Source organism: Streptomyces sp. (genome assembly GCF_035563135.1).
In the GTDB taxonomy this organism is placed as follows: Bacteria; Actinomycetota; Actinomycetes; order Streptomycetales; family Streptomycetaceae; genus Streptomyces.
Window position 1 is genome coordinate 1 of sequence record NZ_DATMVN010000662.1, and the last position, 11579, is coordinate 11579.

Below are 11579 nucleotides of genomic sequence, written 5' to 3' on the forward strand. Positions count from 1 at the left end.
GGGACGCTGGCCGCCCGTGGGAGCGCCACCGCCGGCGAGGAGACCGCCCGGGGCACCGCCCTGCGGCCCCTTGCCCTGCGGGCCCTGCTTCGACGGCTGCTTGCCGCCGTTCGCGACCTCCATGGGCAGCATGACCAGCGCGGTCGTACCGCCGGAGTCGGAGGGCCGCAGCTGGATGCGGATGCCGTGACGCAGCGACAGCCGGCCGACCACGAACAGACCCATGCGGCGGGACACCGATACGTCCACGGTGGGCGGTGAGGCGAGCCGCTCGTTGATCGCGGCCAGGTCCTCGGGGGAGAGGCCGATACCCGTGTCGTGGATCTCGACGAGCACACGGCCGTCGGGCAGGGCGTGACCGGTGACCCGGACCTTCGTCTGCGGGGAGGAGAACGACGTGGCGTTCTCCAGCAGCTCGGCCAGGAGGTGCACGAGGTCGTTGACCACCCGGCCGGCGACCTCGGTCGCGGGCACCGCGGCCAGTTCGATGCGCTCGTACTGCTCCACCTCGGAGGCGGCGGCACGGAGCACGTCGACCAGCGGCACGGGCCGGGTCCAGCGGCGGCCGGGCTCCTCACCCGCGAGGACGAGGAGGTTCTCGCCGTTACGGCGCATACGCGTCGCGAGGTGGTCGAGCTTGAAGAGCGAGGACAGCTGGTCCGGGTCGGCCTCGCGCGACTCCAGCTCGGAGATGAGCGAGAGCTGGCGCTGGATGAGGCCCTGGCTCCGGCGCGAGAGGTTGGTGAACATCGCGTTGACGTTGCCCCGCAGCAGCGCCTGCTCGGCCGCCAGACGGACCGCCTCGCGGTGCACGTCGTCGAAGGCCGTGGCCACCTGGCCGATCTCGTCGCGGGAGTGGATGCCGACCGACTCGACGGAGGTGTCGACGTCCTGCGGGTCCGTCTCCGAGAGCTGCCTGACGAGTTCGGGCAGCCGGTCCTGGGCGACCCTGGTCGCGGTGTCCTGCAGCCGGCGCAGCGAACGGATCATGGACCGCGCCACGACGAAGGCGCCGACCAGCGACACACCCAGGACGATGAGGATGATCGCACCGTTGAGGATCGCGTCGCGCTGCGACTCCTCACGCAGTTCGCGGGCCTTGCTCTCCATCTCGCCGAGGAGCGAGGCCTCGATGGTCTTCATGGCCTGGATCTTGGTGGAGCTCTGGTCGTACCAGTCCATGTACGTACGGGTCTTGCCGCTGCCCTCCATGCCGAGCGGGCTGTCGAGCACCTTCTTGGCGTAGATCTCGGCGGCGGTGATCTCGGGATTGCCGTTGTCCAGCGGCGCCAGCAGCTCGGCGGAACTCTTCCCGGTGGACGAGTAGGTCGTCTCGAACGTCTTGAGGGTCGAGTCCGCTTTTCCTTGCGCGTTGCGCCCGAACGCCTGGTCGTTGTCGTTCAGGTGCGCCTTGGTGCCGGTGCCGTCCGGCAGCGCCGCGGCGATGATGGCGCGCTCGACGGAGGCGTACTCCTTCGAGGACGAGAAGGCGGCCAGCGCACGCGTCCGCTTGATCATCTCCGGGTTGCTGGTGGCCTGCGCCATGTCCTGGGAGAGGCTCAGCAGCGACGTGATCAGCTGGCTGTACTGGTCGATCGTGTTGAGGCTGGGGCTGTCGGCCGCGTAGGCGTCCTTGCGGATGCTGGTGATCTTGCCCAGCTGGGTGCTGATCTGGCTGACGCTCGCGTGGATGCTGTCCAGCGCCGCGTCGCCCGGGGTGTTGCCGATCTCGTCCGTGGCCTCGAAGAAGGCGGCCTTGGCGCGGTCGGTGCGCTCACGGGGCTGGGTGACCTTGTAGTCGGTGGCCTTCACGCCGTTCGACAGCGGGCCGGCCGACCTGTCGCGCTCCTCCTGGAGCGCGTTGGCGAGCGCGGTCGCCTTCCTGGTCATCTGGGTGAGCAGCTGCATGTGCTCCAGCTGGTCCATGTCGTTCATGGACTCGTTGATGCGCAGTCCGCCCAGGGTGGTCGCCGCGACCACGGGGAGGGCGAGCAGGGAGACCAGACGCGTGCTGATGCGCCAGTTGCGCAGGGCCAGGCGTGAACTGGCCGGGGTGGGGCCGGCCGGCTTGAGGGGCGCTGCGGCCTCCGTCGTGCTGCCGGTCCCTGCCGGGCCGGGGCGCTGCGCGCGGTCTCCGCCGTCACCGGGCGCGCCGGGATTCTGGGCGTGCTGGGGCGAGGAACCGCGGTCGTTCCCACCGCGCGGCTCCTGCTCCGCCGGGGTTTCCCCTCGGCCCTGGCGGGGCTGGGGCGACCCCATGCCATCCCTCTTGAAACGTCCCTGCACTAGCGTCGCAACCTCTGGACCAGGCGTCCCTCCGCACGTGGCGCGGCGGAACGGTGTCGGCGTCGTGGGGCGCTGGACGCGCCCCATGGTGGTCGTGAGTGACCGGCGTACTTCCCCCTCCCGCCGCCACTCGGCGCTGCGTTGCGCCCCTGCGCGCTGGGCCTGAAACCCGCGGCGGTGCGTGGAATTCCAGCACAGTGAAGGATCTCCAACAAGGCCCGCGTACCGGGCCGTGACCTGGATGACACGGTGTGATGAACGGGTGACAAGGCGTGGAGCGTGTTCAGGGTCAAAACGGGCAATCACGGGTGATTGTCCCGAGGGCGGCGGGTGTCCCAGACGCCATGATCGGGAGCGGAATAGCAGATTCAGAGATGTATTGTCGGGTTTGGACGCCATGATCAACTGCCCGCAATGGGCGTTTTGTCAGCAAGTTCGTGAGCAAACTCACATCATGATCGCCGTCTGATCCCGGCCATGAGAGGGAATCGGATGTTTAGCCTGACGCTTTACAGGGATAGGCGAATCCGACAACCGGCGCACCTTCGGGCCGCGCCCCAGCGACAAGGGTCCATACGGCAGATGAAGACGACGATGACGTTCCGCAACATTGCCAACCCCCGGCGCACGACGCTGGCGCACCTCGAGGACGCCGGAGCGCTGCAGACGCCGGAGCAGCGGGAGCACACCGTCGCCCTGCCCGCCCAGACGGCCAACCCGCGCCGCACCGTCCTCATGGAAGCCCCGGTCGCGGCGGCGCAGTAGCAGCCGTCCCCCGGCCCGGCGAGGCGATAGCCTGGAGCGTCAGTCTTCAGCCAGCCAGCAAGTGAGGGGCGACAGCATCCCGTGCGCATCGCCAGGTTCTCCATCGACGGCAATGTCGCCTTCGGCGCGGTCGAGGGCGACAGCCCCGACAGCCTCGTCCTCGACATCATCAAGGGCATCCCGTACGCCGACTTCGAGCTCTCCGGGACCAAGGTCCCGCTGAAGAAGGTCCGGCTGCTGCCGCCCGTGCTTCCCAACAAGGTCGTGGCCATCGGCCGCAACTACGCGGAACACGCCGCCGAGCTGGGCAACGAGGTCCCGGATGTGCCCGTCGCCTTCTTCAAGCCCACCACCTCGGTGATCGGTGCGGGCGACTCCATCGAATACCCCTCCTTCTCCGAGGAACTGCACCACGAGGCCGAGCTGGCCGTGGTGATCGGCCGTATGTGCCGCGAGGTCCCGCGCGAGCGTGTCAAGGACGTCGTCTTCGGCTACACCTGCGCCAACGACGTCACCGCGCGTGACGTCCAGCGCCGCGAGAGCCAGTGGGCCCGGGCGAAGGGCTTCGACACCTCCTGCCCGCTCGGCCCCTGGGTGGAGACCGACGTCGACCCCGGCAACCTGGCCATCCAGGCCACGGTCAACGGCCAGCAGCGCCAGCTCGGCCGGACGAGCGACATGGTCCGCTCCGTCGAGGACCTGATCGTCCACATCACGGAAGCCATGACGCTGCTCCCTGGCGACGTGATCCTCACCGGGACCCCCGCAGGGGTCGGGCCCCTGCACGTCGGCGACGAGGTCGCCGTCACCATCGAAGGCATCGGCACTCTCACCAACAAGGTGATCAAGCGTGGTTAACGCACCTGCACCTGTCCGCGTACGTTTCTGTCCCTCCCCGACCGGCAACCCCCACGTGGGCCTGGTCCGGACGGCTCTCTTCAACTGGGCCTTCGCCCGGCACCACCAGGGCACCCTGGTCTTCCGTATCGAGGACACCGACGCGGCCCGCGACTCCGAGGAGTCCTACGAGCAGCTGCTCGAATCGATGCGCTGGCTCGGCCTCGACTGGGACGAGGGCCCCGAGACGGGCGGTCCGCACGCCCCGTACCGCCAGTCGCAGCGCATGGACCTCTACAAGGACGTCGCGGCGAAGCTCCTGGCCGCCGGATACGCGTACCCGTGCTACTGCACCACCGAGGAGCTCGACACCCGCCGCGACGCCGCGCGCGCCGCCGGCAAGCCCTCGGGCTACGACGGCCACTGCCGCGACCTGAGCGACGAGCAGAAGGCCGCGTACGAGGCCGAGGGCCGCACCTCGATCGTCCGCTTCCGGATGCCCGACGAGGCGATCACCTTCACCGACCTGGTCCGCGGCGAGATCACCGTCCAGCCGGAGAACGTCCCGGACTACGGCATCGTCCGCGCCAACGGCGCCCCGCTCTACACGCTGGTCAACCCGGTCGACGACGCGCTGATGGAGATCACCCACGTCCTGCGCGGCGAGGACCTGCTCTCCTCCACCCCGCGCCAGATCGCCCTCTACCGGGCGCTCATCGAGCTGGGCGTCGCCAAGGACACCCCCGCCTTCGGCCACCTCCCGTACGTCATGGGGGAGGGCAACAAGAAGCTCTCCAAGCGTGACCCGCAGGCCTCGCTCAACCTCTACCGCGAGCGCGGCTTCCTGCCCGAGGGGCTGCTCAACTACCTCTCGCTGCTCGGCTGGTCGATCGCCGAGGACCGCGACATCTTCGGCCGGGACGAACTGGTCGCGGCGTTCGACATCGCCGACGTCAACGCCAACCCGGCCCGCTTCGACCTGAAGAAGGCCGAGCACATCAACGCCGAGCACCTGCGCATGCTCGACGTGAAGACCTTCACCGAGGCCTGCGGGCCCTGGCTGAAGGCCCCCTTCGCCCCCTGGGCCCCCGAGGCCTTCGACGCGGAGCAGTTCGCCGAGATCGCCCCGCACGCCCAGACCCGTGTGACGGTCCTCTCGGACATCACGGCCAACGTCGACTTCCTCTTCCTGGACGAGCCCGTCCACGACGAGGCGTCCTGGACGAAGGCCATGAAGGAGGGCTCCGACGCCCTGCTCGTCACGGCCCGCGCCGAGCTGACCGCCGCCGAGTGGAACGCCGAGGCGCTCAAGGCGGCCGTCCTCGCCGCCGGCGAGAAGCACGGCCTGAAGCTCGGCAAGGCGCAGGCCCCGGTCCGCGTCGCCGTCACGGGCCGCACGGTCGGTCTGCCGCTCTTCGAGTCCCTGGAGATCCTGGGCCGCGAGAAGACGATCGCCCGCATCGACGCGGCGCTGGCCAAGCTCGCCGCGTAGCTCTGCGCGCACGCCGGAGGCCGGGACCCCCCATGAAGGGGGGTCCCGGCCTCCGGCGTGCACGGCGCGCGTGCGGGCCTGCGGCATCGGAACGCCCGGGGACGGGTAGGTACGCCGCATGACCATCCGTGCGGTCCTCTGGGACATCGACGACACGATCTTCGACTACTCCGGGGCCGACCGCATCGGTATGCGCAGGCATCTGGAGCACGAGGGTTTCCCCGAGGGGTACGGATCCCTGGAGCGTGCCCTTGACGCCTGGAAGGCCGTCACGGACGTGCAGTGGGAGCGCTTCGCCGCCGGGGAGACCGACTTCCAGGGGCAGCGCCGGGAGCGCGTACGCGCGTTTCTCGGGCGGTGGCTGAGCGACGCGGAGGCCGACGAGTGGTTCGGCCGGCATGCCGCGCACTACGAGGCCGCCTGGACCCTCTTCCCGGACACCGTGCCCGTCCTGGACCGGCTGGCGGGCGACTACCGGCATGCCGTCCTGTCCAACTCCAGCATCCACAACCAGGACCGCAAGCTGCGCGCCCTCGGGGTGCGGGACCGCTTCGAGGCGGTGGTGTGCGCCGTCGAGCTGGGGATCTCCAAGCCGGAGGCGGGGGCGTTCCACGCCGCCTGTGAGGCCCTGGAGCTCGACCCGCACGAGGTGGCGTACGTCGGCAACGAACCCGACATCGACGCGGGCGGCGCGGTGGCCGCCGGTCTCACCGGGATCTGGCTGGACCGCGAGGAGCAGGGCGGACGCCCCGAACTCGTGCGGATCACCGGTCTGGACCAGCTTCCCGGTCTGCTGGCCGGCCATACCCGTTTTGGAGCGCCGGACACCTTCAGGTAATGTTCTTCCTGCGCCGCCCGAGCGGGCCGGAAGGTTCGAACGGGAAGCGCGGACAGAAACAAAACCCACAGGGGTTGTGTTTCAGTGGGCTATGGTGTAATTGGCAACACTACGGTTTCTGGTACCGTCATTCTAGGTTCGAGTCCTGGTAGCCCAGCGCAAGACCGAAGTAACAAGCCCCCGTTGTGTAGCGGCCTAGCACGCTGCCCTCTCACGGCAGTAGCGCCGGTTCGAATCCGGTCGGGGGTACAGATCCTTCCCGCGAGAACACCTGGGTCGCACCCACGTTTTCGATGCAGGATCGCTAGGGCCCCCGTTGTGTAGCGGCCTAGCACGCTGCCCTCTCACGGCAGTAGCGCCGGTTCGAATCCGGTCGGGGGTACTTCACACCATGGGCTATGGTGTAATTGGCAACACTACGGTTTCTGGTACCGTCATTCTAGGTTCGAGTCCTGGTAGCCCAGCGCAAGTCAGCAGTAACCACGCCCCCGTTGTGTAGCGGCCTAGCACGCTGCCCTCTCACGGCAGTAGCGCCGGTTCGAATCCGGTCGGGGGTACACCGCAGCAGTACGGCAAGGCCCTTCACCTCGGTGAGGGGCCTTCTGCGTGTGCGCACAGTGCCCATCCCGGGGCTCCGGCAAGTGACTTGGGCCGCCACGACGCTGGGGCGGCCGGAGTGGACGAGGGCAGTCGGTCAGCCGCGGCGCAGGGCCTCGCTCAGCCGTGCGGCCGAGTCGATGATGGCCTGTGCGTGCATCCGGCCGGGGTGGCGGGTGAGCCGCTCGATCGGGCCGGAGACGGAGACCGCCGCGACCACGCGGTTGGACGGGCCGCGTACCGGGGCCGAGACCGAGGCGACGCCCGGCTCGCGCTCGCCGATCGACTGGGCCCAGCCCCGCCGCCGGACTCCCGAGAGCGCCGTCGCCGTGAAGCGGGCCCCCTGCAGGCCCCGGTGCAGCCGCTCCGGCTCCTCCCAGGCCATCAGGATCTGTGCGGAGGAACCCGCCTTCATCGTGAGCGTGGAGCCGACCGGCACGGTGTCCCGCAGCCCGGAGAGCCGCTCCGCCGCCGCCACGCAGATGCGCATGTCGCCCTGCCGGCGGTAGAGCTGCGCGCTCTCGCCGGTGATGTCGCGCAGATGTGTGAGCACGGGCCCGGCCGTCGCCAGGAGGCGGTCCTCGCCGGCCGCGGCCGCGAGCTCCGCGAGCCGGGGGCCGAGGATGAAACGGCCCTGCATGTCCCTCGCCACCATGCGGTGGTGTTCGAGTGCCACGGCCAGACGGTGTGCCGTGGGCCGTGCGAGCCCTGTCGCCGCGACCAGCCCGGCGAGGGTGGCCGGACCGGACTCCAGGGCGCTCAATACCAGAGCTGCCTTGTCGAGAACGCCGACGCCGCTAGAGTTGTCCATACGACGATACTCCCGTCTCACTCTGTGAAACGCAAGTTCAATTTTCCCGGGAAGTTGCGAACCTGTACGAGCGGCCTTGCAACGGCCCGCGGCCACCGCCCCGCTCGGGGGTCCGGACGGCGGCACCCGAATCTCTAGTTGGGCCGGCGAAGACGCCGGCCGGAGGGAAAGCGATGGGTAGGACACTCGCGGAGAAGGTCTGGGACGACCACGTCGTCCGGCGCGCCGATGGCGAGCCCGACCTCCTCTTCATCGATCTGCACCTGCTGCACGAGGTGACCAGCCCGCAGGCGTTCGACGGCCTGCGGCAGGCGGGCCGGCCGGTGCGGCGGCTCGACCTCACCATCGCCACCGAGGACCACAACACCCCGACGCTCGACATCGACAAGCCGATCGCCGACCCGGTCTCCCGCGCACAGCTGGAGACCCTGCGCAGGAACTGCGCGGAGTTCGGCGTCCGGCTGCACCCGCTGGGTGACGTCGAGCAGGGTGTCGTGCACGTGGTCGGCCCGCAGCTCGGCCTGACCCAGCCCGGCACCACGGTCGTCTGCGGTGACTCGCACACCTCCACCCACGGCGCCTTCGGAGCACTGGCCTTCGGTATCGGAACCAGCCAGGTCGAGCACGTCCTGGCCACCCAGACCCTGCCGCTGGCCCGCCCCAAAACCATGGCGATCACCGTCGAGGGCGAACTCCCCGACAGTGTCACGGCCAAGGACCTCATCCTGGCCATCATCGCCCGGATCGGCACCGGCGGCGGCCAGGGCTACATCCTCGAATACCGCGGTCCCGCCATCGAGAAGCTCTCGATGGAAGCCCGGATGACCATCTGCAACATGTCGATCGAGGCCGGCGCCCGCGCGGGCATGATCGCCCCCGACGAGACCACCTTCGCCTACCTCGAGGGCCGCGACCACGCCCCGAAGGGCGAGGAGTGGGACGCCGCGGTGGAGTACTGGAAGACGCTGCGCACCGACGACGACGCCGTCTTCGACGCCGAGGTCGTCATCGACGGAGCCGCGCTCGCGCCGTTCGTCACCTGGGGCACCAACCCCGGCCAGGGCGCGCCCCTGTCGGCCGTCGTCCCCGACCCCGCCTCCTACGAGGACGCGTCGGAGCGCCACGCCGCCGAAAAGGCCCTGGAATACATGGGGTTGACCGCCGGCCAGCCGCTGCGCGAGATCAATGTCGACACGGTGTTCGTGGGTTCCTGCACCAACGGGCGCATCGAGGACCTGCGTAACGCCGCCTCGATCCTCGACGGCCGCAAGGTCGCCGAGGGCGTGCGGATGCTGGTCGTCCCCGGTTCGGTCCGGGTCGCGCTGCAGGCCGTCGAGGAGGGGCTGGACAAGGTCTTCACCGCCGCCGGCGCCGAATGGCGGCACGCGGGCTGCTCGATGTGCCTCGGCATGAACCCCGACCAGCTCGCCCCCGGTGAGCGCTCCGCCTCCACCTCGAACCGGAACTTCGAGGGCAGGCAGGGCAAGGGCGGCCGCACGCACCTGGTCTCCCCGCAGGTCGCCGCCGCCACCGCCGTGCTGGGCCATCTGGCCTCGCCCGCCGATCTGTCCGACGCCCGTACGCCCGCCGGAGTCCGATAACCATGGAAGCATTCACCGCACACACCGGCCGGGCCGTTCCGCTGCGCCGCAGCAACGTCGACACCGACCAGATCATCCCCGCGCACTGGCTGAAGAAGGTCACCCGCGACGGCTTCGAGGACGGGCTCTTCGAGGCCTGGCGCAAGGACGAGAACTTCGTCCTCAACCGTCCCGAGCGCAAGGGCGCCTCGGTTCTGGTCGCCGGTCCCGACTTCGGTACGGGCTCCTCGCGTGAGCACGCGGTCTGGGCCCTGCAGAACTTCGGCTTCAAGGCCGTCATCTCCTCCCGCTTCGCCGACATCTTCCGCGGCAACTCCCTGAAGAACGGTCTGTTGACCGTCGTCCTCGACCAGGAGGTCGTCGACAGTCTCTGGGAGCTGACCGAGGCCGATCCGGCGACGGAGGTCACCGTCGACCTGGAGAGGCGCCAGGTCCTCGCGGGCGGAATCACGGCCGACTTCGAACTCGACGAGAACGCCCGCTGGCGACTGCTGAACGGGCTCGACGACATCAGCCTCACTCTTCAGAACGAAGCGGACATTGTGACTTACGAGGCGGCCAGGCCGTCCCACAAGCCGCGCACGATTGACGCCTGAGCAGCGCTTTTCCCGCACTGCGCCCCCTGCCCGCCGGCAGGGGGCGCAGTCGCTTGTTGAGACCCCCTCGGGCGACAACTCGCCCCAGATGGCACAATCGGCGCATGGAACGCGACAGCCAACTCGAGCTCTATGGCCACGTCGCCGACCGATTGAAAGAAGCGCACGCAAAGGTGCGTGCCCTGCAAGTCCCGGAGGGCGTACGGATGGCGCTGTCCCGGAAGCTGCTGGTCGTCACGGCCGCGGCTAAGCACGATCTCCCAGGCGCGGCAAGACGTCTGGACCGGTTGATGAAGGACCTCGATGAGGGCCGATTCCCCGAAGGTGACTGATGCTGCGGACAGCGCAGCGGTCGACTTCGTTGCGGCACTAGGGTGATTAGCCCGTTTCGTGTTTGATTTGCGGTATATATCTGCCTAACGTGCGAAAAAGCCTGAACAGTTTCGTTCCGGCAATGTCTCCGAAGGGGAAGACGTGAACAAGGCGCAGCTCGTAGAAGCGATTGCCGACAAGGTCGGCGGCCGTCAGCAGGCCGCAGACGCAGTCGACGTGGTACTCGACGCGATCGTCCGCGCGGTCGTCGCGGGGGACCGTGTCTCGGTCACCGGCTTCGGCTCGTTCGAGAAGGTCGACCGTCCCGCCCGGTACGCCCGCAACCCGCAGACCGGTGAACGCGTACGGGTCAAGAAGACCTCCGTGCCCCGTTTCCGCGCGGGCCAGGGTTTCAAGGACCTGGTGAGCGGCTCCAAGAAGCTCCCCAAGAACGACGTGGCCGTGAAGAAGGCCCCCAAGGGCAGCCTCTCGGGCGGTTCTTCCACCCGTACGACGGCCAAGGCGGCCGCGAAGAAGGCCACCGCCAAGAAGGCCACGGCGCGCAGGACCACGGCGGCCGCGAAGAAGACGGCCCCGGCGAAGACCACCGCCAAGAAGACCACCGCGACGGCCAAGAAGACCGCGCCTGCGGCGAAGAAGGCGGCCCCGGCGAAGAAGACGACGGCCACGAAGAAGACCGCCGCCGCCAAGACCGCCCCCGCCAAGAAGACCACCGCGAAGAAGGCGCCCGCGAAGAAGACCACGGCGCGCACGACCACGGCCAAGAAGTCCACCGCACGCAAGAAGTGAGACCGGGCACCGCTCGTTCCTCATACGCGCCGGGCCGGGCTCCCCTCGGGGAGCCCGGCCCGCGGGCTGTTCAGGGGCCCGGTCAGAGCGTCTGCAGCGTCACCAGGGTGATCCGCAGCGCGGCGCCCCCGCCCTCGGTCTCGATCCGCACCCGCTGCCCCGGACGCAGCAGCCGCAGCCCTCCCGCGTCGAACGCCGCGGCGTCGAAGTCCACCGGGGTGCCGTCGTCGAGGAGCACGCTGCCGGTGCGGGTCTCGGAGTCGTACGTGAACGAGGTCGCCTGCATGAGCGGCAGCCTATCGGTCCCCGGCAGGCGGCACCGGGGCCGCCAGCCCTGCGGTGAACCGCCCCACCCCCAGCGCCAGCGCGGCTTCCAGGTCGTCGCCCGTGTCCACGTCCCTGCGGACCGAACCGAGGCCCGGCAGGGCGACCTCGACCGCTCCCGAAGCCAGGTGCCGTGCACGCGACGCCCCGCCGAAGGCCGGCCGCAATTCCACGCCGGGCGTCGCGGAAAGAAATGTGGTGCCGATTCCCTGCGCATCGCTGACAAATGCACGGGGGAATGCCGCAGCGAATTCGAGCACCCGGGCCAATTCGCCCGGACGCAGCGCGGGGAGATCCGCGTTGAGCGCGG

The 11579-nt window shown here is 69.4% G+C and carries 11 protein-coding genes, 5 tRNA genes and 1 pseudogene; 13 read left to right on the plus strand and 4 right to left on the minus strand.

The window, feature by feature from the left end; translation table 11 throughout:
- Positions 1-2259 (minus strand): nitrate- and nitrite sensing domain-containing protein (locus VN520_RS29560; protein WP_325750014.1); only part of this gene is annotated, 2259 nt, incomplete at its 3' end.
- Positions 2260-2868: 609 nt separating this feature from the next.
- Here VN520_RS29560 and VN520_RS29565 point away from each other — a divergent pair.
- From VN520_RS29565 to VN520_RS29605, 9 genes are all read left to right on the plus strand, one after another.
- Positions 2869-3051 (plus strand): hypothetical protein, encoded by a 183-nt coding sequence (locus tag VN520_RS29565; protein ID WP_325750015.1) that lies wholly within the window; start codon positions 2869-2871, stop codon positions 3049-3051.
- 81 nt (positions 3052-3132) lie between these two features.
- Positions 3133-3909, plus strand: coding sequence for a fumarylacetoacetate hydrolase family protein (locus VN520_RS29570; RefSeq protein ID WP_325750016.1), 777 nt, complete (start codon positions 3133-3135; stop codon positions 3907-3909).
- Positions 3902-5380 carry a glutamate--tRNA ligase gene (gene gltX, locus VN520_RS29575; RefSeq protein WP_325750017.1) on the plus strand — a complete coding sequence of 493 codons (1479 nt, stop codon included), beginning with the start codon at positions 3902-3904 and terminating at the stop codon, positions 5378-5380. The genes VN520_RS29570 and gltX overlap by 8 nt, the downstream gene beginning before the upstream one ends.
- Before the next feature lie 118 nt (positions 5381-5498).
- A complete protein-coding gene (locus VN520_RS29580; RefSeq protein ID WP_325750018.1) occupies positions 5499-6218 on the plus strand; it encodes an HAD family hydrolase in 720 nt (239 codons plus the stop codon).
- Between the two features lie 85 nt (positions 6219-6303).
- Positions 6304-6375 (plus strand) — tRNA-Gln (locus VN520_RS29585).
- 19 nt (positions 6376-6394) lie between these two features.
- Positions 6395-6467: transfer RNA gene (locus VN520_RS29590), tRNA-Glu, on the plus strand.
- Between the two features lie 60 nt (positions 6468-6527).
- Positions 6528-6600: transfer RNA gene (locus tag VN520_RS29595), tRNA-Glu, on the plus strand.
- Positions 6601-6610: 10 nt separating this feature from the next.
- A tRNA-Gln gene (locus VN520_RS29600) sits at positions 6611-6682 on the plus strand.
- 20 nt (positions 6683-6702) lie between these two features.
- A tRNA-Glu gene (locus VN520_RS29605) sits at positions 6703-6775 on the plus strand.
- Between the two features lie 137 nt (positions 6776-6912).
- Here VN520_RS29605 and ndgR read toward each other — a convergent pair.
- Complete coding sequence (gene ndgR, locus VN520_RS29610) at positions 6913-7626, minus strand: IclR family transcriptional regulator NdgR (RefSeq protein ID WP_325750019.1); 714 nt, start codon at positions 7624-7626, stop codon at positions 6913-6915.
- 173 nt (positions 7627-7799) lie between these two features.
- On the opposite strand from ndgR, the gene leuC reads away from it, so the two are divergent.
- The 4 genes from leuC (at position 7800) to VN520_RS29630 (ending at position 10945) form a co-directional block, all read left to right on the plus strand.
- Positions 7800-9227, plus strand: a complete 1428-nt coding sequence (gene leuC, locus VN520_RS29615; protein ID WP_325750020.1) for a 3-isopropylmalate dehydratase large subunit — start codon at positions 7800-7802, stop codon at positions 9225-9227.
- 2 nt (positions 9228-9229) lie between these two features.
- A complete protein-coding gene (gene leuD, locus VN520_RS29620; RefSeq protein ID WP_325750021.1) occupies positions 9230-9823 on the plus strand; it encodes a 3-isopropylmalate dehydratase small subunit in 594 nt (197 codons plus the stop codon).
- A 104-nt stretch (positions 9824-9927) separates the two neighbouring features.
- Complete coding sequence (locus tag VN520_RS29625) at positions 9928-10155, plus strand: hypothetical protein (protein ID WP_030638437.1); 228 nt, start codon at positions 9928-9930, stop codon at positions 10153-10155.
- Between the two features lie 142 nt (positions 10156-10297).
- Entirely contained in the window at positions 10298-10945 is a 648-nt protein-coding gene (locus VN520_RS29630; protein WP_325750022.1) for an HU family DNA-binding protein, read from the plus strand.
- An 82-nt stretch (positions 10946-11027) separates the two neighbouring features.
- Here the strand turns inward: VN520_RS29630 and VN520_RS29635 are convergent, their stop codons facing one another.
- A complete protein-coding gene (locus VN520_RS29635) occupies positions 11028-11231 on the minus strand; it encodes a hypothetical protein (RefSeq protein WP_325750023.1) in 204 nt (67 codons plus the stop codon).
- A 10-nt stretch (positions 11232-11241) separates the two neighbouring features.
- Positions 11242-11579, minus strand: a pseudogene (locus VN520_RS29640) (2-phospho-L-lactate guanylyltransferase); the annotation flags it as partial.

What these genes read in the sequence shown, in the direction of transcription:
- VN520_RS29565 (WP_325750015.1), top strand. Translation starts at nt 2,869, where the DNA reads ATGAAGACGACGATGACGTTCCGCAACATTGCCAACCCCCGGCGCACG.
- VN520_RS29580 (WP_325750018.1), top strand. Translation starts at nt 5,499, where the DNA reads ATGACCATCCGTGCGGTCCTCTGGGACATCGACGACACGATCTTCGAC.
- ndgR (WP_325750019.1), bottom strand. Translation starts at nt 7,626, where the DNA reads ATGGACAACTCTAGCGGCGTCGGCGTTCTCGACAAGGCAGCTCTGGTA.
- leuC (WP_325750020.1), top strand. Translation starts at nt 7,800, where the DNA reads ATGGGTAGGACACTCGCGGAGAAGGTCTGGGACGACCACGTCGTCCGG.
- leuD (WP_325750021.1), top strand. Translation starts at nt 9,230, where the DNA reads ATGGAAGCATTCACCGCACACACCGGCCGGGCCGTTCCGCTGCGCCGC.
- VN520_RS29625 (WP_030638437.1), top strand. Translation starts at nt 9,928, where the DNA reads ATGGAACGCGACAGCCAACTCGAGCTCTATGGCCACGTCGCCGACCGA.
- VN520_RS29635 (WP_325750023.1), bottom strand. Translation starts at nt 11,231, where the DNA reads ATGCAGGCGACCTCGTTCACGTACGACTCCGAGACCCGCACCGGCAGC.